Below are 25,242 nucleotides of genomic sequence, written 5' to 3'. Positions count from 1 at the left end.
AAATGGAGCCTCATCCTTACCTTAATTCGCTACTTCTTCAATAATTGCAACGACCATTTCAGCACATTTTACTAATTCTTCTATTGGTATTTTTTCATTTGTTGTATGTATTTCCTCATAACCAACTGCTAAGTTGACTGTTGGGATTCCAAACCCAGCAATTACATTAGCGTCACTACCCCCACCACTTCTTTGTAGTTCGCATGGACGATTGATTTTTTTTGCAGCTTTTTTTGCGATCTCAACAACATGATCGCCATCTCCAAACTTAAATCCTGGATACATAATGTTGACTTCAACATCAGCTTTTCCACCCATTTGTTCTGCAACAGATTCAAAGGCATCCTTCATTTTTGCAACTTGTGCTTCCATTTTTTCCTGAACTAATGAGCGTGCCTCAGCTAAAATATCAACACGATCACAAACAATATTTGTTTGGGTGCCACCCTCGAAGCGTCCAATATTTGCAGTAGTTTCTTCATCAATACGGCCTAACGGCATTTGTGCAATTGCTTTTGACGCAATTGTTATTGCAGAAACTCCTTTTTCCGGAGCAACCCCAGCATGAGCTGTTTTCCCATGGATGGTTGCTATTATTTTCGCTTGCGTAGGTGCAGCTACCACAATATTACCTACTTTACCATCGCTATCAATAGCATAACCATACTTTGCAATGATTTGCGATGGGTCTAATACTTTTGCGCCAACTAGACCAGACTCTTCACCAACAGTAATAATAAATTGAATCGTTCCATGCGCTATATTATTTTCTTTTAACACGCGAATGGCTTCTAGCATTGCAGCTAATCCAGCTTTATCATCTGCACCTAAAATCGTTGTGCCATCAGTTACAATGTAGCCATCTTTGATCGAAGGTTTGATGCCATTTCCTGGTACTACTGTATCCATATGTGACGTAAAATAGATTGGGTCAACACCATTTTTTGTACCATCTAATGTGCAAATTAAATTGCCAGCACCATGCCCTGTCTGTGAAGTTGTATCATCTTCAACTACTTTTACACCTAAGGATGAAAATTTTTCCTTTAATACTTTTGCTATTTCTGTTTCATATTTAGTTTCAGAATCTACCTTCACTAGTTCAATAATTTCGTTAACTAGACGATCTTGTTGAATCATTGTCATTCCTCCATCATTTTTATCAGCTTTTGCACATTTCTAGTGTAATATAAAACAGTTTATTTTTCACCTTTTGTCGGTTGTTCATCCTTCTAATGCAGGCCACCTAAATTATCTTTATCCTAAATTCATTACCTCTTCATCTTAAACTATACTGCTAAAAAGAAAGAAGCATTACTTCAAACACATAATGCCTCTCTCAATGAATACTATTATTGTTTATATAAATAAGAGCTCGGTTAAACTTCAATGTTTAGTTATAAGGAGGAACCCTATACAAACGCGAACTGGTTAATGTGCCCATCATGTCAAGTTTACTCTAACAATTGTCAGAAGAGTAAGGATGGCAATCCACCGTTGCAAACAGGACTTGGGTTGATTATAGGTATTTGCCTGATTTTGTTACTGGCTAACTTCAACGCCTATACCCTCGAGGTCACTTCGCCAAGAGACATTGTGCGTCTTCCTCTGTTAAAGGTTCCTGCCCTTATCGAGAAGAACAGTAAGCTCCTATTTTGTTCCTACAACGGGATGTTACCGTGTTTCTTTTTTGGACGCTGTTCTTTCTTATTCCTCAGCATTTCAAGCGCTTGAACTATTTTAATTCTCGTTTCTCGTGGGTCGATGACATCATCAACCATACCTTGACTAGCTGCTACATATGGATTTGCAAACTTTTCCCGGTATTCTTCTATTTTTTGTGCTCGAATCTCTTCAGGATTTTCACTTGCGTTAATTTCGTTTGCAAAAATAATATTTGCCGCACCTTGAGGACCCATTACAGCTATTTCAGCATTTGGCCATGCAAATACAATATCTGCTCCGATTGACTTACTGTTTAGCGCAACATATGCTCCACCATATGCCTTACGTAGTATTACTGTTAATTTTGGAACAGTCGCTTCAGAATAGGCATACAAAATTTTTGCACCGTGACGAATAATTCCACCATGTTCTTGTTTAACACCAGGGAAAAAGCCCGTCACATCTTCAAACGTGATAAGTGGAATGTTAAACGAATCGCAAAAACGAATAAATCGTGCAGCCTTATCTGAAGAATCGATATCTAATCCCCCCGCCATAAACTTTGGTTGGTTACATACAAGCCCAACTACTTCGCCTCTTATTCGCGCAAAGCCTACAACTATATTGCGAGCAAAATGCTCATGAATTTCTAAAAAAGAGCCTTCATCTACCACTTGTTCAATGACTTTACGGACATCATATGGACGTACAGGATCAAATGGGATCACATCTGTTAAATCTGCTCGATAATCATCATCTGATGAAGCGTCATATATCGGAGCCTTCTCCTCATTATTTTGGGGTAAATAACTTAGTAACCTTCGAACTTGAGCGAGTACCTCCTCTTCAGTCTGACCAGAAAAATGGGCATTCCCACTTATAGAATTATGTACATTTGCTCCACCTAAATCCTCTGAGCTAATTTGTTCACCAGTTACAGTCTCAATTACTTTTGGACCAGTGATGAACATTTGACTCGTCTTTTCTACCATGAAAACAAAATCAGTAATTGCAGGGGAGTACACAGCTCCTCCTGCACAAGGTCCCATAATTACAGAAATTTGTGGAATCACACCTGAATAGATTGAGTTTCTATAAAAGACATGGCCATAGCCATCTAAAGACAAAACCCCTTCTTGGATTCTCGCACCACCAGAGTCATTTAGTCCGACAAATGGGGCACCATTTTGAACAGCTAAATCCATTACATTTGCTATTTTTTTAGCATGCATTTCCCCTAGCGCACCACCAAAAACAGTGAAATCTTGTGAAAATAAATATATCGGTTTCCCGTTGACTTTCCCATATCCTGTTACAACTCCATCTCCAGGACCTTCCTTATTACCTAAGCCAAAGTCGTTGCAACGATGTTCAATAAATGGGTTTAATTCAACAAATGTTCCTTCATCTACTAACAGCTCAATACGCTCTCGAGCTGTTAATTTACCTTTTTCATGCTGTTTAGCTATTTTATTATCCCCACCACCCATCTCAACTTTTCTACGTCGATCGTATAGGTCATTAATTTTTTCATAGATGTCTTCCATGCTAATCCTCCTGCTTTCTTTTTTCACATAGCTCAAATAAAACACCTTTTGACGATTTAGGATGAATAAAAGCTATTTTCGAACCTCCTGCACCCGTTTTTGCTTTCTCGTTAATCATCCGAATCCCGTTCACCTTCATATCTTCTAGTCGTTGTTCTATAGAGTCTACAGCTAATGCTATATGATGGATACCTTCTCCACGTTTTTCAATAAAAACTGCTATGGGGCTATCTGTGTTTATTGGTTCTAATAGTTCTAGCTTAGATTCACCTATTTTTAAAAAGGCTACGCGAACTTTTTCAGACTCAACCTCTTCGATTCCTTCTAAATGTAGCTGAAGTACATCTTGATAAAATGGTAGCGCTTCCTTTATTGAACGTACTGCAATACCAATATGATCAATTTTCTTTACCATATAGCAATAACACCCCTTCTAGTAGGCATATCTTCACACAATAGTGATTATATAGCTACTCTTATCAGTAATAAAGCTGTAGTTTCCATAATATTTTACCTCATCCTAGTCTAGAGGTTTCTATTCTAGGTGAAATTACATCTGATGCGCTTTCCAATTATCCAGCTGCGCCTCCTTGCTTCTCAAGTTGTTTCATCTATACAACTAAAGGCAAAAACGACTTATAGTGTATAGTCTTCAACACTTGTGGGAGTCAAGGGTAACCCTACTATTGCCCACAGAGGGTGGGCTAATTTTATGTAGAATTTAGTCGGCTTTGTTTTCCTAATTATCTTATTCTCCAAAAAGCGACATTTTCCTTCAATTATTCTAATTTCCAAAATCAACTACAACTTCATAGAATAACTTCTTGTCCAAGTTATCATTTGGGGTTAAAATGATATAAAGAAAGTTTTGTTTAGGAGGGGAAAAAGAATGTCCCGTAAAAAGACACAAAAGGTTATCATTTATGTCATGCTCGGTACAATGTTACTTACTACGTTATTAGCTGGTGCTAGTACGTGGCTATAAAATATAATTATTAAAGCATCGGAATAAACAAATTCCGATGCTTTTTCATACTTCATCTTTTTATTTGAACTGAGCTTGCTGTTTATCATTCAACGTTTCATTGCGCCATATTGTATTGCTAACTCTTCGAAGCTATCCTCACTGCGAACAATTAAAACTTTTGTACCGATTGGCAATCGTTCAAAAAGCTGTTCAACATCTTTATTTTGCATCCTAACACAGCCTTGTGTTACATATGTACCAATAGATGAAGGGGTATTCGTACCATGGATACCGTAAATTCTACCTTGTGTACCTTTGACATCTAGCCCTAGCCACCTGCTCCCTAATGGATTTTTTGGGGAGCCACCTTGAATATCTTTTTTTCGATAATATGGATTAATTGCTTTAACGATAATCGTGAATTCTCCCTGTGGTGTATCTTTGTTAGTAGCACCCGTAGCGATAGGGTAAACCTTCTGTATATCCCCGTCATTAATATATGCTAAATTATTGTCCTGTTTATTAATAATTACAAAAGGGTCACCAATTATTGGATTTTGCCCTAATGGCCATATTGGAGATAAAGAAATAGTAAACAATAGCAAAATGGACCAATTCAAACATAACACCCCCATTTAAAACACTTTATCTTTAGTGTTATTAGAACGAGAGGTTTTATTCAAGATTTAACTAGTTCATTGGTATAAACGAGTCTTTAATAATTAAGTAGAGCTCCATTTCTTTTATAAAATGGAGTAAAGAAGCTCTTGCCTCAAATTCTTCACGACTAACAGGTAAAGGCATGTCCTCAAATTTCTTCTTCATATTTGCTAACTTAACTAAGTATGTTTTTGCTGTATTACCAGGATGAATGCCTGTAATTAACTCCTCTACGAAATCAGCTATTATTTCTCCCTGTTCCACAGTGATCGTAATAGATGTTACTGTAGGTAACACTCTTTCTATAATTTCAAACTGCTTTTCTCGCATAGTAAAGTAATGGTAGTAACCATCTTTTTTCCGAAGAAAGCGATTTTCTATGTCCTTAAGTGCCACATCTTTAGCCTCGTGTATTAGCGTATCTGTTGCTGTTATCTCCTCACCTTTCCAGCTCATATCATTGGTTCGTAGGTACACAACAATATGTTCGAATATTTTTTTAAAATTACCTTCGACTTCTTGTTGATAACTTCGTAATCTTTTTTCAACACTTGGCATGTATATATTTACGAGTAACGCAATTAATATACCAATTAAAATAATAATTAATTCATTAATTACAAATTGAACAGTAAATTGCTGCGCAGCGTAAAAATGAAGAATTATTACAATACTCGTTATTATTCCTTCCTGAATCCGCAACATAACAGTTGTAGGAATAAAAAATAAAACTAATAGACCGACTGAAACTGGTGTATATCCAAAACCCTCAAAAAATAAAAATGCAAAAATAATTCCAACAACACAAGCTAGAAACCTGTCAATTGAGCTCAAAACTGATTCCTTCTTTGTCGATTGAATACATAAAACAGTAATAATTCCCGCAGAAATGTAATTCTCCAATTGCAAAAAATTCGCAAGAGCCATTGAAATCGTTATTCCAAGTGCAGTTTTCAACGTTCGATAACCAATTTTAAACATAATTTTCTCCTAGGTTGTGAAGTCCTATATATGTAGTTACACTTTCTTTGCAAACATAATTATAAACTGCATGCTAAAGAATTGAAAGTTCCGTTAGTTAAAAGGAGATATGTGTAGCTTTTAAAATTGACAAGCAAAGCAAAAGATGTTTTAATTATCTCGAATTAAAAATATTTTAATATGAGATAATTAGTCATGTTTTTCAAATCACAATAGATGATGAAAGTGAGGTATTGAAATTGAGCGCAAAGCAATTAATCAAAGAAAGACGGTCCGCAAGTAATTTCGAAGAAGATATCAAAATGACCGAACATGATTTCGAACAAATATTTGAACTAGTAAAATATGCTCCATCAGCATTTAACTTGCAGCATACACACTATGTTGTCGTACAAAATGCTGAAACGAAGCTTGCACTCAAAGAAGCAGCTTTTGGTCAACACAAAGTAGGCACAGCTTCTGCAACAATCGTTGTTTTAGGTGATCGCCTAGCTTATCAACAAGCTGCCGATATATATGAAGGACTTGTAAACTTAAATATACTCAGTAAGCAAGAATTTGATCATACGATTCAAAGTATTAATCAACTATATGAATCTCGCGGTTCTCAATTCTTAACAGAAGAAGCAATTAGAAATGCTAGCTTATCAGCAATGTTATTTATGATTGCAGCTAAAGAACACCGCTGGGATACTTGCCCAATGATTGGTTTTGATCCTACTCAAGTAAAAAAGATTTTACAGTTAGAGGATCGCTATGAACCTGTATTATTAATTACAATTGGCAAAGAAAAATTATCTAGTCGTTCTCCAAGAGGATATAGAAAACCAGTAAGAGAGTTTGTTACGTTTACATAAGAACTTTCTCTAAAAAAATAGAAGCGCTCCTCATAAAGGAGTGCTTCTATTTATCGCTTACTCTACAGTAAACTCTGAAGAGGTCCCTTCGTACTCATATACCTTTCCTGTAATAGTCTGATAAGCACCATAATGAACAATTCGGTAATCCCCAGCATCTGCGTCATAAGGAATTTCCCATTCAATCAAAGAGGAGGAAGTCCCTAATATTGTTGATTCTCTTATCCACCTAAACTTCGTTTCCCAATCTCCATCATTAGCAACAGTTATCCACTCACCATTCTCAAGCTTTTGAACTTCTAAGTATGTGGACTGTGTCCTAAAATTATTATTTGGATGTCCAGACCAAAAACTAACACTAACTATATTCCCTTTTTGATAAGACGATTGCACATCTTCTTTTACATCACCAAAGTCCTTAAAAATTGGTGGTGCATCAAAAATGATACCAATATCAAAATACACTTGTTCATTACTTAAATCTTTTGGAAGTGGACCAGGAGCTATTGCTTCATTATTAATAATCGCGTTTGATAATTTATCAAATTCTTGCAAGTATCCGCTTAACGTCCATTTCCCGAATTGAGTTGATGCTCCTTCATAATGCTGGATATCATATTCTTCAGGCGTTGTAACATAACTGCTGTACGAGTTTGATAACCCTGCAATGACTACGTAATTTTCACCGTTAAATTGTGGAGCCATATGCTCATTTACACTCTCTTTTAACCTTCTACCGGCCATTGATGTAAATTCTGCAGGCACGGCTAGAATCGAAAGCTGACCAATTTGAACCATTTGTAATGGGATAATTTGTGGAGTCCATGGATCAGGTGATACTTCTGACGGTGCAAATAATATTGGCTTCGGATAGTGCTGCTCCCATAGCTCCGGATATAACACCCCACTCATTTCACCTATTTGCGGAACGAGAGTCAATAGTCCTTGTGCATAAGTTACAAGGTTATCATAACCGTCAACTGAATATTCAGGTTGTGTCATTCCTTCAACAAAAACCGGTAAATTGGTTCGACCATCCTCTGTACCAGCTGCAAAAGAATATCCCATCGTCGATGGATACGTTCTTCTTTCTTCACCATCGGTATATTGTGGATCAACTACTAAATTTGAAAAATCTACGAATTCATGCCGAGAGCTTATCTGCCCTGTTAACCGCGTTTCAGCTAAGTTGCTTAATGCTTTTGCTTTCTCAAATTGAATTTCTCCAGATCTTTTAGTACTATCAAAGTCATCATCACCATAACCTTTACCATCTCCAAATATGTTAGGGGTTACGTCTCCTTCATTTGATTGTGCAAAAGCAGCAACAAATGTTTTATTAGCGTTATAATCTGTCTCCATCTCTTGTTCATATAAATAAGATGCGTACCCTTTATTATCTCCGGAAATCAAATGATTTTCTTGACTCATTGAGACAGGGTGAACAGCAAACCAATTTATAATTCCTAGCAACTCACCTTGTTGATTGCGAAAATTAAGATGTGTCACCGTTTTATCAACACTGTCTTGAAATTTACTTCGTTCACTTTCAGGGTTATTGTTATATGCTTCGATAGACCGATTTGCACTTGTTCCGTCTAAATACCCTTCTGTTATTTCAACGTATCCTGGCTCAAGATTATAATGTGCTCTAATAATAGATTCATAAATCCCATCTACGATTGCTTGATAGTTTTCTTCATGAAACCCAAATGTAGAAACATTATATAGCCCTTCATGCGAGTATCCACCTGGCCCACTATGACTGTGTGTTGCACTTAGTATTACGTTGCTGTAATTATAAAGATGACCATAGCCGTTTTGCTCTAATTTATTGATTACCCCTTGTGTTACAGAATGAAAAATTTGTCCTACATCAGCACTTACAAATACAACATTATTATTTGTATCTTTTTCTTTCATTATAAAAGCTCTAGAGCGTAAACGAAAATGCAAACCCTCTGTTTTCTGAGCAGAATCAGCATACCCCATCATCACTACTTCTGCAGCTGGGCCCGTTATATCGTACATACCAGCACCTACATAATAATCAAATACATTTGAATTGGTAGCGCTTTCAGTTTTTACTACAGGCGAGTATGAAAGTACAACAACAAAAATAATAACAAGTAACAACATTTTCTTATACAATTTCAAATTCCTCCTTACTAGTTTAACAATATGTTTATATTGTTTTTAATATATTCATAAGCTACAAAACTAGTTATATGCAGAAAATTCAGAAAATATATCGATAGAACCAGTTTATATTTATACGTATACAGGTAGAAAGTACCACTAATCATAGATTACTTGAACTTTTAAAAAAATAGGTTTTGATTTCATTCACACTCAAATGACAATTTAATAGCTTATTTTTGGCTCTTATCATAAAGAAAAATGAAGAAACCTCTTTTAAGATACGTGATCAAAAACTAGCATCTCGAATTAAGATATTTAATGGATTCATTGGGTTATATAAAGTGAAAATAATTCGTTTAGCTTCTTATGATTGATTTATGGGATTTTATGTTAGCTTTGTTATAAAAACGGGTAATTAGCTCACCTTTCTCTGAAACATTTTTTTGAATTATTCGTCAATTATATATGAGGAGGTTGTTATGAAAAAAAATATACTATATTTGTTTGTTATTGGAATATTAGTAGGTTGTTCAGAAAGAACCGTTACTGAGGAAAGTTGGGAAGTTTCCCCTACATTTACTGTTAAAAGCGAAGAACATGAAAGAGAGTTAAGAGGATATAAAGGTGAAGTCGCTTTTTTGGATACAATGGAATTTACAATTGGTCAAGGTGGTAAAACAAGGTGGTTTTTCTGGGGTGAAGAATTAAAAGAAGTTAATGAGGAGAATTTTAAATTGATTGGTATTCATAAAAAAACAGGAAAAGAAATAACTTTGATTAATTCAAAGGGGTGGGAAGTCGTAAATCAAAATGATACAGAAACGGGATTAAAAGGTGTACTAGGGGCTCAATTGTCTCAACATACTGTGTTTTCACTTCCAACGGCTGGTTTATGGCGATTAAATGCTTTTATAGGGGATAAACTTTATGGAAGTATTGTTGTAGAAGTCAAAGAATAGAAGTGAACTTGAAAAACAAGTACTTGTCCATCGGTGAATCAGGTGAAGTAAAGCTCTTCATTATACATGGTATTTGAATAAACCAATAAACCAACAACGCAGAGTTGTAAAAAGCAAACTCTGCGTTTTATCAAAAAATAAGATCCACCTTGTGAATTTAATTTTTCTATTTTCAGCCAAATTTATAAAAGCTCAACCACATTGATGACCTTGTAATCCGTCGTAAGTAATACAACTATCTAAGCAAAAGCACTGTGACAATAATAGCTTACAACATTTATGGTGAAACAGGTACATAAAGAGTTTCTAGTTTAATCTCATTCAGTTGTTCAAAGTGTCTTAACTCATGAAGGCCGATAAACTCTAGACACTGTGCTACACTTAATACACCAAACTTGGGAAAACTGATCGCTAACCTTTCTACTTCATCTTGATCTTTAATCTCATCAATTAGCCGTAACAATGTTTGTCTTGATTGAGCCAACAGTAATAGTAACTCATCCTTCGTTGTAAATTCTTGTGAAGGTGCCCTTCCTTCTGGAACTTTACCTTTTTGAGTTCTATCGAGAATCATGAATAGTGGTTTTCTTTCTAGATTTCCAGTATTAGATTGTTCTATTGCAAATTTTATCATCTGTGTAAGTCCAGTTTCACTATCGTACAAATGGCGCAAAAGCTGTGCAATACTCCATTTATCATCTGAACTTCGTTTATTTATTTGAGAATCTGTTAACTCTTCAACACTAGCTAGTATTTTGTTCCTAATCATGTCAATACTCATTAACTCATAATCTAACATTTGCTCTCCACCCCTAGAAATAGATTTGCCACCCTTATTCTATTCGTTTTAGCGTGATAGTATACCAGAACAGCCAAGGTAAATTGTAAATAAACAAATTAGTTCTTTTTATATTGGATTCAAACGAAAAGAACAAAGAATAAAATAAAAAAGCTGTAAAAGATCGTTATATCTACTACAGCTTAATTATAAATCCGTATTCGTATTGTTGTTGTTCTTGAATTAATTATTTTGTACCATCTTGTTTTCTCAATAACAATAATAATCAGTTAAATGATGTGTACTTTATTCCTAGTATAATAACGAAATGCACGAAAATATCCTAAAAATTTAACACTGCAAAAAAGTGTGCAGCTGAACCAGCAAGAACGAATAAATGCCAAACTGCATGGTGGTATGGAAAGCTGCGCCACATATAAAAAATCGTTCCTACTGTATAAAGCACTCCTCCAAGAACGAGTAGGTACATTCCTACCACAGGTATACTTACAGTAAGTGGCTTCCAAGCAAACACAATGATCCAACCCATTAATACATACATGAAAGTAGAAGTATAAAGAAATTTCTTAACAAAAAATACTTTAAAAATAACTCCCGCGATGGCAAGACCCCAAACTATTCCAAATAACGTCCAGCCTAACGCACCTTTAATAACAGTAAATAAAATGGGTGTATACGTTCCTGCAATAAACAAGTAAATCGCTGAATGATCAAAAATCTGAAATAAATCCTTGACCCTTCCATCAGGGAAACTATGAACTAAAGTTGAAGATAAGAATAGTAAAAGCATCGTCACACCATATATCGTAAAGCTAACGACATGCCATGCTGTTCCCTCTGTTGCAGCGGTAACAATGAGTATAACGAGTGCGGCTACACTTAGTAAAGCTCCAATTCCATGTGTTATGGCGTTGGCAATCTCTTCTTTTTTCGTAAATGTATGCGTTGTGGCCATTATATCTTTTCCTTTCTTTCCGTTTCATTATATTATACTACTAAAAAAGAAGTGTGACATGAAAAGTTATGTTACACTTCTTCTTTCATTTGCACTAGCTTTACTCGAGTAGATCTTTTTTTCATTTCAGCTAAAATCGCGTAAAGGGTTAGTATGCCTATTAACAACAATACCCAGATTGGTGAATATGTCAGCATCCAAAATAAGGCTACAATTAAAACCATACAACTAAAGGTAATTGCCCAGTTCTTGATGATGCGCATGGCTGCTAGCAACCCAATAATTGCATTACTAATAAAAAATGCATTTGCTATTTCAACGAGTAATTCAAGGTTAACTAAATCAGTATACAGAATAACTAAAACGATTAAATGGATACTTGCTAGTAATATTAAACTTACAATCGGGATATTTGATTTTGACTTATATCCCAACACCTTAGGTAACTTGCTATCTTCAGCTTGAGCAGAAATTAATCTTGCGATCCCACCTACGATCATAATATATGTAGTAACACATAGAGCTGAAGTAATTAATGTCAGTACAGGTATTGCATACGATCCAAAGAGAGGTGCTATGATTAACGCCAATTTGAGCTGAGAAGAGGCTTGCCCACTGTTTAAGGCAGCTGTGTCAATCCACTGATAAGCTGCAGCAACAGTTATATAAATGATCGCAATGATAATTGCACTAAAGAAAACACTCTTTTTAATCGTTTTTTCACGATCTCTCACTTCCATTGAATAGTTTCCAATAATTTCCCATCCCATCATTGCCCAAAAAAGAAGTAACACACTATTTCCTAACGATTGAATATTAAGTGACCCTACTATTGATACTTCTGATCTATAAAATAGTAGAGTTGAAAGGCCTCCAATAAATAATACGAGTGCTGAAATAGATGTTAATACTAATGAGATTTTTCCTAAAGATGAAATGTTTCTCAACAATATCATCTGACATATGATTAACAGCACAATTCCATATATTTCAACTTTTATTGTAGACAATTGAAATAACAATGAAATATACTCACTCGCAGTCATTAACACCGCTACTGGGCCTACACAAACTGCCAGTATCATAAAAACAGCTGTTAATTGCTTAATAGCGTCACCAAAAGTGTGCTTTACTGCATTCGTCACACCTGAATCACCAGGAAATAAAATACTAAGCTTGCCGAACACATAAGCAAAGGGAAAGCTTAAGATCGTAATGATCAGCCAAGCAATAATAGCGGAACTTCCAGCCTGCTCCTTAATGATTGGAGGCAATAGTATGATACCTGACCCAAGTATTGGACCGATAATTAAACCACTTAAAAGCAGTGGACCAATAAGTTTTGATTTCATTTTTCTTCACTCCAATGTAAAATAATGATAAATCGTTTAATGTTTGTTGGTTTGATTATATCTTCGTTTCTTACTTCAGTAAAATAGATAGTTCCGAACAAAACAATCGAATAAAACGATCGATTCTTCATGAAGGGAGATATGTAATTGGAACTTAAACATTTAAAAACATTTAAGGTTATTACAGATGTGGGAGGATTTACTAAAGCCGCAGATATGCTTGGTTATGCTCAATCTTCGGTTACTGCACATATTCAAACCCTTGAAGATGAAATAGGCTCTCCTATATTTGATAGGATCGGTAAAAAGGTTGTTATTACAGATGCTGGTAAAAAACTATTACCATATGCTATTCAAATGTTAGATTTATATGATCGAGCAAGACATATTGCTAAAGAGGAAGAAAACCCAGCCGGAACAATTAAAATTGGTGCCCCTGAGTCCTTAACAGTTTATCGACTACCACCAATTATCTCAGCATATAAAAAGCTATATCCTAATGTACAAATTATCATTAAAACATTTGAGTGTTGGAGATTAAAAGAGTTATTACGTAGTGGCGAAATAGACATTGCCTTGCTGCTACAACCAGAACATGAAGATTCGGATTTACAACTTACAAAACTAATAGATGAACCAATGAATGTTATTGCACCAATCGAACATCCTTTAGCTAAAAAACACGATGAACCAATTTCGATCCCATTCGATGAAACGTTTATTTATACAGAGAAAGGCTGTGATTATCGAGCAACTTTTGAAAATCACTTACTTAAGCATGGTTATGTCCCTGATACAACACTTGAATTTTGGAGTATCGAAGCAATTAAACAATGTGTGATGTGTGGGTTAGGAATCTCATACCTTCCTTCGATAGCAGTTCAAACTGAGCTGGAGGAGGGAAAGATCGCATCACTTGATTGGAAAATTGATGGTGAAAATGTCTCAACATTATTAGCCATTCATAAAAACAAATGGCTCTCGCCTGCTTTAGACGCATTTATAGAAATGTGTACACAATATTCAGTTACATGGCAAAATGAAATTGACAATGTATAAAGGTGCTGGTAAGGGTGATTAAAAAACTGGATATTCGTAATTCTTTAATTGCAACCGAGCTATTGAATATCCAGCTCGTATCGTATGAAGTAGAGGCAAAAATTATTGACTATAAGAATTTACCTCCGTTAAATGATACAACTGAGGCGATAATGTCATGCGGGGAGGAATTCTACGGGTATTATGTTAATGAAAGGCTAGCAGGTGCAATTTCATTCAAACTTTACGACAATATGTTAGATATCCATCGATTATTCGTCCATCCTGACTTTTTCAGAGCAGGTGTAGGTAGAGCATTAGTTCAATATACGTTAAACAACTACTAAAATGTGGACAAGTATATTGTTAGGACTGGCAAAATGAATACTCCAGCAAAAAATTTATACAGTAAATTAGGATTTGTAGAAATAAAAGACGAACAAGTTGCCCCTAACTTGTTCATTACTGTATTTGAAAAGCTGTTTTCCCATTGATTGTTGCTTTTCTTTCTAAGATATAAGCACATATACAATCTAGCATTAGTGGCATTTTCTGTACAATTATTGTGCTCTCTTATAACTCATCATATTGTCTATTTAAACAATAGCAACTAAGTTTACGAAAAGAGCCATTTGAAAAGTATTTATCGTACACTTAGTTGTAAATTTAACCAAATTGTTACTACGGTTGTCAACTATTAATGTGCCATGAACTGTAGTTAAAATCATGGTACGAATTACAACAATCCTTGCGTAAACGTCCATCTGAAAAACCCTAAGTGTAAATTACAGCTTCACTTAGGGTTGTTAATTAATTGAGTTTAAAATTATAACACCTTTGCTAAGAAATCTTGTGCACGTTGACTTTTTGGTGAGGAGAAAAATCGTTCTGGTGCTGCATCCTCAATCAATTGACCGTCATCTAAGAACAAAATTCTATCAGCTACCTCTTTTGCAAAGCCCATTTCATGCGTTACAATAACCATCGTCATACCTGTATGGGCTAGTGATTTCATCACCTCTAACACTTCCTTCACCATCTCTGGATCTAAGGCAGACGTAGGCTCGTCAAACAGCATAACATCAGGTGCCATGGCTAGAGCACGAGCAATGGCAACACGTTGTTTTTGCCCTCCAGACAGTCGTTTAGGATACTCATTTGCTTTATCTGAAAGCCCGACCTTCCCCAATAAATCTCTAGCCTTCGTTTCTGCTTCAGTTTTACTAACACCCTTTACTTTAATAGGAGCATACATAATATTTTCTAGGACGGATTTATGCGGAAATAAATGAAAATGCTGAAAAACCATCCCTACATGATGACGGACTTTCATAATATCAGTTTTAGGGTTCGTTACTTCATCTTGCCCTATCCACACCTTACCTTTCGTAGGCTCCTCTAATAGGTTAAGGCAGCGTAGAAAAGTTGACTTACCAGAGCCTGAAGGTCCAATGACAGCCACTACCTCACCAGAATCAATCGTTGTCGAGACATCCTTCAATACTTCAAGTTTACCAAATGATTTATACAGGTTTTCTACTTTAATCACTTGTTCTCAATCTCCTTTCAATCGCTTTGCCAAGGAGGGTTAAGATCATAACCATAACATAATAGATCAAGCCGACAAATAATAGTGGTTCAAAATAAGCGTATTTGTCCATCCCAACAATTTGTGCTCGCCGCATCAAATCACCTAAACCGATAACTACTACAATAGCCGATTCCTTCGTTAATGTAATAAACTCATTCATTAAAGCTGGTAAGATATTTTTTAGTGCTTGAGGTAATATTATATCAAGCATCATTTTCTTATAAGGAACGCCTAATGCAAAAGCTGCTTCTCTTTGACCTTTATCAACGGCTAAAATTCCTGCTCGAATAATTTCAGAGATATAAGCTGCGGAATTTAAGCTAAACCCTATTACAGCTGCAGGAAAAGCTTCAATTTTAACCCCTATGAGCTCTGGTAATCCAAAATAAATTATCATCAATTGAAGTACTAACGGAGTACCTCTGAAAATGGACGTATAAAAATCAGCAAACCATCTGAGAATTTTAACCTTCCCAATTTTAAATAACGACAAAAAAACTCCTAATATAAAGCCAATTACAGCTGCACAAGCAACAACAGATAATGTAACTAGTAACCCTTCTAAAATAAAGGGGATTGATGGTACAATTTGGGTAAAATTCAAATTCAAAACTAGTCATCCCTTCCTAACTACATTTAAAAAAGGTGAGTTGGTTATCTCACCTTTTCCTTCCTTGAATAGGAGGATTATTCCTTCTTCTAACTAAAGGAAATTTTAATTGATATATTATTCTTCTCCACCAAACCATTTTAATACTAGTTTTTCAAGCTCACCGCTTTCTTTCATTTCCTGTAACGCACTATTAAATTCTTCAGTTAGTTCACTGCCTTTTGGAAATGCGATTGCATATCCAACATCTTCTTCTTTACCTTCAAGAGTGAAGCCAGTTAGCTCGTCATCCTTTTCCAAGTAACCTTTTGCAACTGTATTCTCAATAAATAAAGCATCAATGCGATCTACTTTCATTTCTTGGAATAAATCTGGTATTTTATTTCTACTCTCTACAGTGATGTTAACTGTTTCTGCAATATTATTAGCTTCTTCCTCTTGAATAGAGCCTAATTGAGCACCTACCACTTTTCCTTGTAAGTCATCAATGGATTCAATATTGCTACCTTTTTTAGTAATAATCATATGATTAGCCATATAGTAAGTATCAGAAAAGTCTACATTTTTCCTACGGTCTTCATTTGGTGACATTGCTGAGATAGAAAGATCAACTTTATTTGATTGCAGGGCACCGATTATTGACCCAAAGTCCATGTCGACCATTTCAATCTCATACCCTAACTTTTCTTTTAATGAAGTTAGGATGTCGATATCAAAACCTATTATTTCATCACCTTTTGCTGTATCAATATATTCAAAAGGCGGGTAATCTGCCGAAGTACCAACTGTTAATACTTTTGTTTCAGCTTCTCCCTCAGCAGCTTGTCCGTTATCTGCACCTTCATCCTTCGTTGTTCCACATGCTGCCAACAAACCAATTACTAATATACTAATTAAGCCTAACAAAATATTCTTTTTCACATTTATCCCCCTTAAAACATTGTATTTTTATGCAAGTAATTGTATTTTAACATAAATCTATAATTATGCAACAAAAATAATTATTATGTTTACTAGAATGTATCACCTCTTTTTGGATGGCTCTTTTCCTAAACCTATTTACTAAATTAGAACACAAATAAGGCTTTATGCGACTTTCATCTATACAGAAGAGTAGATACTCCACGACCATTCATCTAATACATGTTTTATTCTAAATATGAAATCTATTATGTATTCAAGATTTAGTTATTATGTATATGGCACATTGAGAGGGATTCATTGCCATTGATATCGTATACTTTGTCGCTTTTGAGATTAATATAGAACAGCAATAATAATTTTATTCAATTACCTCATTCTTATATGAGAAAATAATTTTTAGTAAGCGTTTTCATTTATTAGTATATATACAGCCTTTCTAAAGAAAAGCCTTATAGAAATGTTTAGACACAATTCATTAAGGCTTTATTCTCTAGAGGATAAGCGTGTTTATATTTCTTCACAATACTTTTCAAATGATGCTTGGAGCTTATTAATAACTGCCGTTGGTTCATGCCCTTCTATTTCATGACGTTCTACCATCGTGCAAATTTTGCCGTCCTTTAATAAAGCAAAGCTAGGCGAAGATGGTGGGTAGCCTTCAAAATATTCTCTAGCTTGAGCAGTCGCTTCTTTATCCTGTCCAGCAAAAACTGTCACTAAATGATCAGGGCGTTTATCGTAGTGGACTGCATGGGTAGCAGCTGGTCTAGCAATCCCCCCTGCACAGCCACAAACAGAATTAACCATAACTAATGTTGTTCCAGAACGCTGGAAAGCTGCTTCTACATCATCTATCGTAGTCAATTGCTCGTAACCCGCTGCATCCATTTCTTGACGAGCTTGACGAACAACATCATTCATAAACAAGTTAAAATCAATATTCATTTACAATATCACTCCCTTAATTATCAACCTATTACTATGATAGCAAGTAATCAATCTTATTTGCAATGATTTCACTATATATACGTATAAAACATAACTAGTTTTCATTAAAATACAATGCAAGTAACTGTTGAACAGCTAACGTTACTGTTACATTCCCTGATATTACATTACTCTCTACTTGAGGTAATCTTCCTTTTATTTGTGGATGAGTAAAAAACCTTGTTTCTAGCTGATCTTTAATTGTCGCATATATCCATTCTTTCATTTGTGCTTTTCTACGGCTTTCAAAAGTACCAGCTGCCTTTGTCTGATCTACAAATTCATTAATAATTTTCCATACATTATCAATTCCTTTTCCAAAGAGCGCTGAACACGTATACGCTTTCGTTTCCCACCCTTCAGTAGCTGGTCGTAAATAATGTAGAAATCGATTATAATCTTGTTGTGCCATCTCCGCATGACGCTTATTATCGCCATCTGCTTTATTGATAATTAACGCGTCAGCGAGTTCAAGTACACCCTTTTTCATCCCTTGTAACTCATCGCCTGCCCCTGTAAGAACGAGTAATAAAAAGAAATCAACCATCGTTCTAACTACGATTTCACTTTGCCCTACACCAACTGTTTCAACAAGGATAACATCAAAGCCTGCCGCTTCACAGAGCAACATCGTTTCCCTCGTTTTCCGATGTACTCCCCCAAGCGTCCCACCTGAAGGTGATGGCCGTACAAATGCCCGGGGGTGTCGAGATAGGTTCTCCATCCTAGTCTTATCTCCAAGAATACTTCCTCCAGTAATTGAACTACTAGGATCAACAGCTAATACCGCAACATGATACCCTTGGTCACAAAGATATGTACCAAAAGATTCAATGAATGTACTTTTGCCTGCACCAGGGACCCCAGTAATGCCTATTCGAATAGAGGAACCTACATGTGGAAGTAATTCATTTAAAACAGCCTGAGCTTTTTCTACATGTCTCTGTGCGTTGCTCTCGATTAACGTTATCGCTTGAGCCAACATTGTTCGATCTTTATTTAATACTCCATCGACATAGTCATTTACTTGCTTCTCCGTTTTTCTCATAAACTTCTTGTTTTCAGAATGTTGACTTTTCATCCCATCATGACTACCAGCTACACCTTTTTTAATATATGATGTAAAGCTGTCATTTTCTTTTGAAGGTACCCAATCAGGTCTTTCATTTATATTCGTCACTAACATCCACTTCCTCATAGCCGAGTCTATGATAAATTTCTTCAATGACCTTCTCGGCAGCTACCGGGATGATCGTACCAGGGCCAAAAATAGCGGAAGCTCCATTTTCTTTAAGATAATCATAGTCTTGAGCTGGAATGACTCCACCAATTACGACAACAATGTCTTCACGACCTAGCTTCTTTAATTCTGAGACTAATTGAGGAAGCAACGTTTTGTGACCAGCAGCGAGAGAACTTATGCCAACTACATGAACATCATTTTCTACTGCTTGTATCGCCGTTTCTTCAGGTGTTTGAAAGAGAGGACCAACGTCTACGTCAAAACCTAAATCGGCAAATGCAGTTGCAATCACCTTAGCTCCTCTATCATGTCCATCCTGCCCCATTTTTGCAACCAAAATACGTGGTCTTCTTCCTTCTAGTTCAAGAAATTCATCTGTAGTACGTTTGATCAGCTCAATTTCCTCCTCACTTGAAAACTCTGAGCTGTACACGCCGCTAATTGAACGGATAATCGCTTTGTGACGTTTAGCTACCTTTTCAATCGCATCAGAGATTTCTCCTAATGTTGCACGAGCCCTTGCAGCTTTTACTGCAAGGTCAAGTAAATTCCCTTCGCCACTTTCTGTCGCTTTTGTTATGTCATGTAAAGTTTGCTGTACTGTAGATTCATCTCTAGTCGCTCTAAGCTTTTCTAAACGTTCAATTTGCTTTTTACGCACAGCAGTATTATCAATATCCAAAATATCGATCGGTTCTTCTTCAGTTAATTTATATTTATTTACACCAATGATCGCTTCTTTACCAGAATCTATTTTGGCCTGTCTGCGAGCAGCAGCTTCCTCAATACGCATTTTGGGCAATCCAGTTTCTATCGCCTTAGCCATGCCCCCTAAGCTGTCAATTTCCTCTATATGTTCCCATGCACGTTTCATCAATTCGTGCGTTAAATATTCAACATAGTATGACCCAGCCCATGGATCAATCACATCACAAATACCTGTTTCATCTTGTAAATATAACTGAGTATTTCTTGCAATTCTCGCCGAAAAATCTGTTGGTAGGGCGATTGCTTCATCAAGTGCATTCGTATGCAGTGATTGAGTATGGCCGAGCGAGGCTGCCAATGCTTCAATACATGTCCTTGTGACATTGTTAAATGGATCTTGTTCAGTTAAACTCCATCCAGATGTTTGTGAATGTGTTCGCAGAGCTAAAGATTTAGGATTTTTAGGATTAAATTGTTTCATTAATTGTGCCCACATCAGTCTAGCTGCCCGCATTTTGGCAACTTCCATAAAATAATTCATACCTATCGCCCAAAAAAACGACAACCTCGGAGCGAATGAATCAATATCAATTCCAGCTTTTATCCCTGTTCGGACGTATTCTAGACCATCTGCAAGTGTATATGCTAACTCTAAATCTGCTGGTGCTCCGGCTTCTTGCATATGGTATCCAGATATACTAATGCTATTGAATTTCGGCATAGATGTTGATGTATACTCAAAAATATCTGCAATGATACGCATTGAAGTATCAGGAGGGTAAATATACGTATTACGAACCATATACTCTTTTAGAATATCATTTTGAATAGTCCCAGCTAGCTTTTCTCGGCTTACCCCTTGTTCTTCTGCTGTGACGATGTAAAATGCCATTATTGGTAGTACAGCTCCATTCATCGTCATTGACACGGACATTTTATCAAGTGGGATCCCATCAAATAATACTTTCATATCTACAATAGAATCTATTGCTACACCTGCTTTTCCAACATCACCAATAACACGGGGATGATCTGAATCATAGCCGCGATGTGTGGCTAAATCAAATGCAACAGATAGGCCCTTTTGCCCCATTGCTAAATTTCGACGGTAAAAAGCATTACTTTCTTCAGCTGTAGAAAAACCAGCATACTGTCTAACAGTCCAAGGTCGATTGACATACATTGTCGGATATGGCCCTCGTAAATAAGGTTCTACACCTGGCATATAATGTTGATGATCTATGTCTTTCAAATCATCTTTTGTATACACTTGTTTTAAAGCAATGTGTTCATTCGTTTCAAATAATAAGTCCTCCATCGTCGCATCGATGTGCTGACGAATGGCTTCTCCATTATCAGGCTGTGAGGTATGATTATGTGGGCTAGTATAATTTATTTTTGTAAAATCCGGTCGTTTCATTTTTTACATCTCCTGTTCCTGATGTAATGAAGTTAAAAACTCATAGCAATTTGTTGTAGCATCTATGATGTGGCTTACTCCAGCTTCAGCTAGCTCTTTTGTAAGGCTATCTTCTTGCTTTCCAGCTAGATATAGCTTAATATCCTTTGTTCCATCAAGAAGTTTTCTACAAATAGCAACAGCCATTTTGTTATATGTTTCATTACTACCACAAATTACATATGTTGCTAGGTTCATAGCTTTTGTACCTTCAATAGCGTCTTCTACTGATAAATAACCATGAGATGGTACAATTTCAAACCCACCTGCTTCAAAAAATCCCGTAATGAAATCTGCACGAGGCTTATGCTCAGGTATCGAACCTAAATTAATTAAGCCAACTTTAGGACGAAAACCATACTTTTCTACATATTGGTCAGATGTTTGTCTTAATTCCTCAAAAGATTGCGTAAGTCTTATTTTTTCTATGCTGTTTACTTTTACAGTAGCTTCTTTATCTTTCATCAAATTAATAAATTGTGATATAGTGAGCCCTTCACGCATATAATGAACAGCTACATCCATGACATTATTAATATCCTTTTCAAGTACTTCTTGTAATCGCGCTAACTTCTCAATTGATAGTTGATTTTTAGTGTCAACATGTTCATCTTTGTTTAAACTACTCATCGTCATAGGTTCTTCATGCAAATCTGCATAAAAATTAGTTCCAACAATTTTGTGTTTTCTATTATGAACATGCTCTTGCCGTTTTGTTGCAACATCATTTATTTCTTGTTGAACAAAGTTCAATTTCAATGCTTGCTCCATACCTCCTAATTGTTCAACCTTTTGGAATAATTCCCATGACTCCTTTGCAACATCATTCGTGAGCTTTTCAATATACCAAGAACCACCAGCTGGATCAATAATCTTTGATATAAAAGCTTCTTCTTGAAGAATAATTTGAGTATTTCTTGCAATTCTCCTTGAAAAGTTAGTTGAGCGATCTATTACTTCATTAAAAGACGAAACATCTAAGCTATCAATTCCGCCCACTCCTGCTGCAAACGCTTCTGTTGTCACTCTTAACATGTTTACGTACGGATCATAAGATGTTTTCGTAAATGCAGATGTACGACCATGAATGTTCATTTTTTGTGATGTTTTATTTCCACCAAAAGATTTAACAATCGATGTCCAAAGCGTTCTAGCAGCTCGTAATTTCGCAATTTCCATAAACATATTTGCTCCGATTGAGAATGAAAATGTTATTTTTTGAGCAACATCATCAATGGCCAAGCCTCTTTTCAGCGCTTCCGCTACATACTCGACAGCAGTTGCTAACGAAAAGGCTAATTCTTGAACAGCGCTTGCCCCTCCATTATGGTATGGATGTCCTTTCACTAGAATGGTATTTATATTTGGGCTGTGTTTATTTCCCCACAATGTTAATTGTGCCATTACATCATAGAGCTGAGATGTATTCATAGATAATTCTCCATCTTCCACTAGAGCAGCCAACGGATCCATGCCAATCGTTCCCTTAATCGTTTCCAAAGCAATATTGTTCTTTTCAAAATAAGCTGTCAACATTGATAGCATTGGCAATGAACAATAATGGGTGTCAATCATAAGCGATTTATGTTGTAGAGAAATATTATTTAAAGCTTTCTCAATATCATGAATCGTCTCTACTAAAAGACCTTTACCATTAGAATTAGGCAAACTAAATCCTCGTTTAGTTTTATCATTTAATAATAGATGAATCATTGTTAAACCACGATCTATATCATCTTTCAACACTTGATTACACTGATGGGGACAAGGCTCATCTATTTCTTGACTAACGTCCCAAGCCTGCCCGCTCGTTCTTAAAAGCTTTGTCCCACGAAGATGTGATCCTTGCCCAGGTAAATCATTCAAAAAAGGTAAACCCTCTACATCCTCCTCTGTATACAATGGTTTTAGTTCAATGCCCTCATATGTATTAGTGTATAGCTGTTCAATTGATTTACCCTTAAGAGATTGTGTCGCTTTGCCTTTCCAGTCATCGAATGACGGAACAGCAAATTGTGAATTCTTAACTTCATTTATGTTCTTCATAACCGTTCCTTCTCTCCTTAAGGTAGTTTATTATTATAAAATTTTATTAACCCTTGAAGATTCCCTTACAAGAAATATAGATTGTAAGTTCTTCGTTCCGTTTTCCTTCACTATGCTGTTCATGTTGCCAGTCATTTCCAGTCTACAAATAAGTGATGTCATCTAGTCACCGTAGCATTGGCATTACTCTTAACCCACCTCACCCAATACCAAGTCATATGGTGCGTAAAAATTATTCATTTATTCTTGTTCTCATATTCAACATGAGTCAACAAAGAAACCGCTTTCAACATAATTGTCTAAATATTTTCAAAAGTACTGCTAACATTAGTATATTAAAAAAATGACTTTAATTCCATATACGTTTAGTACATTTTGACTTTATAAAAGAGAATTGAAAAAGCAATACTTCAAAAAACACTGCTACGAATTTGCAGCAGTGTTTTTCGTTACTAATATATAGATGTATTATCTTTTGATGTCTTTTCTAGAATATCCTTCACACGTGCAAGGAAGCGTCCACATACAAGTCCATCAAGAACACGATGGTCTAAAGACATACATAGATTCACCATATCCCGAACAGCTATCATCCCATTATTCATAACAACTGGTCGTTTCACAATTGATTCGACCTGGACGATTCCTGCTTGTGGATAATTAATAATTCCCATTGATTGTACTGACCCGAATGACCCTGTATTATTTACAGTAAAAGTTCCACCTTGCATCTCATCAGCCGATAGCTTACCTGAGCGAACCTTTGTAGCCAGTTCCGTTATTTCACGTGCAATTCCTTTGATCGTTTTCTCATCAGCGTGCTTAATTACAGGTACAAACAATGCATCATCTGTAGCTACGGCGATTGAAATATTTATATCTTTCTTTTGAATAATTTTGTCACCTGCCCACATTGAATTAATTTGTGGGAACTCTTTCAGAGCTTGAGCAACAGCTTTGACGAAGAATGCAAAGAAAGTTAGACTAAATCCTTCTTTTTGTTTAAATTCGTTCTTAATTTCATTTCGATACTCAACTAGATTTGTTACATCAACTTCAACCATCATCCACGCATGTGGAGCTTCATGCTTACTACGTAACATATTTGTTGCAATCGCTTTTCGAACGCCTGATACAGGGATTTCAATATCACCAGTTTGGACAGGAATGTTAGGAGCTTGGCTTGTTTCTTTGTGTTGCACTCTTTCTGTAACAGTATTTTGCACCTTTGATTCTTCAACTGTTTCAACAATAACCGTTTCCTTCTTTTTATTTGCACCTGCCACTGGAATATCACCAGAGCTTATTAACTTCTTCAAGTCTTTTCTCGTTATACGGCCACCTTTGCCTGTACCTGTAACAAGTTCAAGGTCTATATTATGTTCTTGAGCTAATCTTAAAACAGCCGGTGAATAGCGTACTTTATTTTCACGTACCTCTTCCACTTTAGGTTGTTCATTAGCCGTAGGTGTATCCTGTTCCTTTGCCTCTTGAGCAGGTTGTTCACCTTCTACCTCTATTGTACATATGAGACCATCAACAGGAATCGTTTCACCTTCTTCAGCAACTAATTCTTTTATCACACCAGTAAATGATGATGGTACTTCAGCGTTTACTTTATCTGTATTTACCTCAGCAAGTGGATCATATTTATTTACTTTATCACCAACAGAAACGAGCCAGGTACTGATCGTACCCTCTGTTACACTTTCACCAAGCTGCGGCATTGTAATTTTTTCAAGTGCCAATGGA

22 protein-coding genes and 1 pseudogene are annotated in these 25,242 nt (G+C 36.0%); 5 read left to right on the top strand and 18 right to left on the bottom strand.

Annotated elements, in window-relative coordinates:
- Positions 1-21 precede the first annotated feature (21 nt).
- The 3 genes from V1503_RS16435 to mce form a co-directional block, all read right to left on the bottom strand.
- On the bottom strand, positions 22-1,140 hold the full coding sequence (locus V1503_RS16435; protein ID WP_410628276.1) for a M20/M25/M40 family metallo-hydrolase: 1,119 nt from the start codon (positions 1,138-1,140) through the stop codon (positions 22-24).
- 521 nt (positions 1,141-1,661) lie between these two features.
- Entirely contained in the window at positions 1,662-3,212 is a 1,551-nt protein-coding gene (locus V1503_RS16430) for an acyl-CoA carboxylase subunit beta (RefSeq protein ID WP_214480174.1), read from the bottom strand.
- Position 3,213: 1 nt separating this feature from the next.
- Positions 3,214-3,627, bottom strand: coding sequence for a methylmalonyl-CoA epimerase (gene mce, locus V1503_RS16425; RefSeq protein WP_320256901.1), 414 nt, complete (start codon positions 3,625-3,627; stop codon positions 3,214-3,216).
- Positions 3,628-4,101: 474 nt separating this feature from the next.
- On the opposite strand from mce, the gene prli42 reads away from it, so the two are divergent.
- A complete protein-coding gene (gene prli42 / locus V1503_RS16420; protein ID WP_214480176.1) occupies positions 4,102-4,197 on the top strand; it encodes a stressosome-associated protein Prli42 in 96 nt (31 codons plus the stop codon).
- 89 nt (positions 4,198-4,286) lie between these two features.
- On the opposite strand, the gene V1503_RS16415 is transcribed toward prli42, so the two are convergent.
- Positions 4,287-4,799 (bottom strand): L,D-transpeptidase, encoded by a 513-nt coding sequence (locus V1503_RS16415; RefSeq protein ID WP_410628272.1) that lies wholly within the window; start codon positions 4,797-4,799, stop codon positions 4,287-4,289.
- A 70-nt stretch (positions 4,800-4,869) separates the two neighbouring features.
- Positions 4,870-5,820: an aromatic acid exporter family protein gene (locus V1503_RS16410; RefSeq protein ID WP_320256899.1), complete on the bottom strand. Its 951-nt coding sequence runs from the start codon at positions 5,818-5,820 to the stop codon at positions 4,870-4,872.
- 233 nt (positions 5,821-6,053) lie between these two features.
- Between V1503_RS16410 and V1503_RS16405 the strand changes: the two genes are divergently transcribed.
- Positions 6,054-6,677, top strand: coding sequence for a nitroreductase family protein (locus V1503_RS16405; RefSeq protein WP_410628270.1), 624 nt, complete (start codon positions 6,054-6,056; stop codon positions 6,675-6,677).
- A 57-nt stretch (positions 6,678-6,734) separates the two neighbouring features.
- On the opposite strand, the gene V1503_RS16400 is transcribed toward V1503_RS16405, so the two are convergent.
- Positions 6,735-8,828 carry a neutral/alkaline ceramidase gene (locus V1503_RS16400; protein ID WP_410628268.1) on the bottom strand — a complete coding sequence of 698 codons (2,094 nt, stop codon included), beginning with the start codon at positions 8,826-8,828 and terminating at the stop codon, positions 6,735-6,737.
- Between the two features lie 470 nt (positions 8,829-9,298).
- Here V1503_RS16400 and V1503_RS16395 point away from each other — a divergent pair, with 470 nt between their 5' ends.
- Positions 9,299-9,778: a DUF4871 domain-containing protein gene (locus V1503_RS16395; protein ID WP_410628266.1), complete on the top strand. Its 480-nt coding sequence runs from the start codon at positions 9,299-9,301 to the stop codon at positions 9,776-9,778.
- 277 nt (positions 9,779-10,055) lie between these two features.
- Here the strand turns inward: V1503_RS16395 and V1503_RS16390 are convergent, their stop codons facing one another.
- The 3 genes from V1503_RS16390 to V1503_RS16380 form a co-directional block, all read right to left on the bottom strand.
- Positions 10,056-10,577: a DinB family protein gene (locus V1503_RS16390; protein ID WP_214480182.1), complete on the bottom strand. Its 522-nt coding sequence runs from the start codon at positions 10,575-10,577 to the stop codon at positions 10,056-10,058.
- A 322-nt stretch (positions 10,578-10,899) separates the two neighbouring features.
- Positions 10,900-11,532, bottom strand: a complete 633-nt coding sequence (gene trhA / locus V1503_RS16385) for a PAQR family membrane homeostasis protein TrhA (RefSeq protein ID WP_214480183.1) — start codon at positions 11,530-11,532, stop codon at positions 10,900-10,902.
- Between the two features lie 71 nt (positions 11,533-11,603).
- Positions 11,604-12,884, bottom strand: a complete 1,281-nt coding sequence (locus V1503_RS16380; RefSeq protein WP_410628263.1) for an APC family permease — start codon at positions 12,882-12,884, stop codon at positions 11,604-11,606.
- 147 nt (positions 12,885-13,031) lie between these two features.
- Here V1503_RS16380 and V1503_RS16375 point away from each other — a divergent pair, with 147 nt between their 5' ends.
- Entirely contained in the window at positions 13,032-13,943 is a 912-nt protein-coding gene (locus V1503_RS16375) for a LysR family transcriptional regulator (protein ID WP_320256894.1), read from the top strand.
- A 14-nt stretch (positions 13,944-13,957) separates the two neighbouring features.
- Positions 13,958-14,269 (top strand): GNAT family N-acetyltransferase, encoded by a 312-nt coding sequence (locus V1503_RS16370; RefSeq protein WP_410628261.1) that lies wholly within the window; start codon positions 13,958-13,960, stop codon positions 14,267-14,269.
- A 479-nt stretch (positions 14,270-14,748) separates the two neighbouring features.
- Here the strand turns inward: V1503_RS16370 and V1503_RS16365 are convergent, their stop codons facing one another.
- From V1503_RS16365 to V1503_RS25195, 9 genes and pseudogenes are all read right to left on the bottom strand, one after another.
- The gene (locus tag V1503_RS16365) at positions 14,749-15,471 is read right to left on the bottom strand and encodes an amino acid ABC transporter ATP-binding protein (protein ID WP_410628259.1); all 723 of its coding nucleotides are present in this window, start codon (positions 15,469-15,471) and stop codon (positions 14,749-14,751) included.
- Positions 15,464-16,123, bottom strand: a complete 660-nt coding sequence (locus tag V1503_RS16360; RefSeq protein WP_410628257.1) for an amino acid ABC transporter permease — start codon at positions 16,121-16,123, stop codon at positions 15,464-15,466. The genes V1503_RS16365 and V1503_RS16360 overlap by 8 nt, the downstream gene beginning before the upstream one ends.
- 117 nt (positions 16,124-16,240) lie before the next feature.
- Positions 16,241-17,044 (bottom strand): transporter substrate-binding domain-containing protein, encoded by an 804-nt coding sequence (locus V1503_RS16355; protein WP_410628255.1) that lies wholly within the window; start codon positions 17,042-17,044, stop codon positions 16,241-16,243.
- 510 nt (positions 17,045-17,554) lie between these two features.
- On the bottom strand, positions 17,555-17,992 hold the full coding sequence (locus tag V1503_RS16350; protein ID WP_214480189.1) for a BrxA/BrxB family bacilliredoxin: 438 nt from the start codon (positions 17,990-17,992) through the stop codon (positions 17,555-17,557).
- Positions 17,993-18,089: 97 nt separating this feature from the next.
- Positions 18,090-19,220: a methylmalonyl Co-A mutase-associated GTPase MeaB gene (meaB, locus tag V1503_RS16345; RefSeq protein ID WP_410628252.1), complete on the bottom strand. Its 1,131-nt coding sequence runs from the start codon at positions 19,218-19,220 to the stop codon at positions 18,090-18,092.
- Positions 19,198-21,405 (bottom strand): methylmalonyl-CoA mutase, encoded by a 2,208-nt coding sequence (gene scpA / locus V1503_RS16340; protein WP_410628250.1) that lies wholly within the window; start codon positions 21,403-21,405, stop codon positions 19,198-19,200. Before scpA ends, meaB begins: the two co-directional genes overlap by 23 nt.
- 3 nt (positions 21,406-21,408) lie before the next feature.
- Positions 21,409-23,490 (bottom strand): methylmalonyl-CoA mutase family protein, encoded by a 2,082-nt coding sequence (locus V1503_RS16335; RefSeq protein ID WP_410628248.1) that lies wholly within the window; start codon positions 23,488-23,490, stop codon positions 21,409-21,411.
- Positions 23,491-23,942: 452 nt separating this feature from the next.
- On the bottom strand, positions 23,943-24,776 hold the full coding sequence (locus tag V1503_RS25200) for a dihydrolipoamide acetyltransferase family protein (protein WP_496113377.1): 834 nt from the start codon (positions 24,774-24,776) through the stop codon (positions 23,943-23,945).
- Positions 24,776-25,238 (bottom strand): annotated as a pseudogene (locus V1503_RS25195) (biotin/lipoyl-containing protein); the annotation flags it as partial. The gene V1503_RS25200 and the pseudogene V1503_RS25195, both read right to left, overlap by 1 nt.
- Between the last annotated feature and the right edge of the window lie 4 nt (positions 25,239-25,242).

The organism is Nanhaiella sioensis (assembly GCF_046557775.1).
GTDB lineage: Bacteria > Bacillota > Bacilli > Bacillales > SM2101 > Nanhaiella > Nanhaiella sioensis.
Note: the sequence above shows the minus strand (reverse complement) of the source record. Positions and strands in the feature narration are given on the sequence as shown.

Coding starts and splice junctions, on each gene's coding strand:
- V1503_RS16435 (WP_410628276.1), bottom strand. CDS start 1,140: ATGATTCAACAAGATCGTCTAGTTAACGAAATTATTGAACTAGTGAAG.
- V1503_RS16430 (WP_214480174.1), bottom strand. CDS start 3,212: ATGGAAGACATCTATGAAAAAATTAATGACCTATACGATCGACGTAGA.
- mce (WP_320256901.1), bottom strand. CDS start 3,627: ATGGTAAAGAAAATTGATCATATTGGTATTGCAGTACGTTCAATAAAG.
- prli42 (WP_214480176.1), top strand. CDS start 4,102: ATGTCCCGTAAAAAGACACAAAAGGTTATCATTTATGTCATGCTCGGT.
- V1503_RS16410 (WP_320256899.1), bottom strand. CDS start 5,820: ATGTTTAAAATTGGTTATCGAACGTTGAAAACTGCACTTGGAATAACG.
- V1503_RS16395 (WP_410628266.1), top strand. CDS start 9,299: ATGAAAAAAAATATACTATATTTGTTTGTTATTGGAATATTAGTAGGT.
- V1503_RS16390 (WP_214480182.1), bottom strand. CDS start 10,577: ATGTTAGATTATGAGTTAATGAGTATTGACATGATTAGGAACAAAATA.
- trhA (WP_214480183.1), bottom strand. CDS start 11,532: ATGGCCACAACGCATACATTTACGAAAAAAGAAGAGATTGCCAACGCC.
- V1503_RS16380 (WP_410628263.1), bottom strand. CDS start 12,884: ATGAAATCAAAACTTATTGGTCCACTGCTTTTAAGTGGTTTAATTATC.
- V1503_RS16350 (WP_214480189.1), bottom strand. CDS start 17,992: ATGAATATTGATTTTAACTTGTTTATGAATGATGTTGTTCGTCAAGCT.
- meaB (WP_410628252.1), bottom strand. CDS start 19,220: ATGTTAGTGACGAATATAAATGAAAGACCTGATTGGGTACCTTCAAAA.
- scpA (WP_410628250.1), bottom strand. CDS start 21,405: ATGAAACGACCGGATTTTACAAAAATAAATTATACTAGCCCACATAAT.
- V1503_RS16335 (WP_410628248.1), bottom strand. CDS start 23,490: ATGAAGAACATAAATGAAGTTAAGAATTCACAATTTGCTGTTCCGTCA.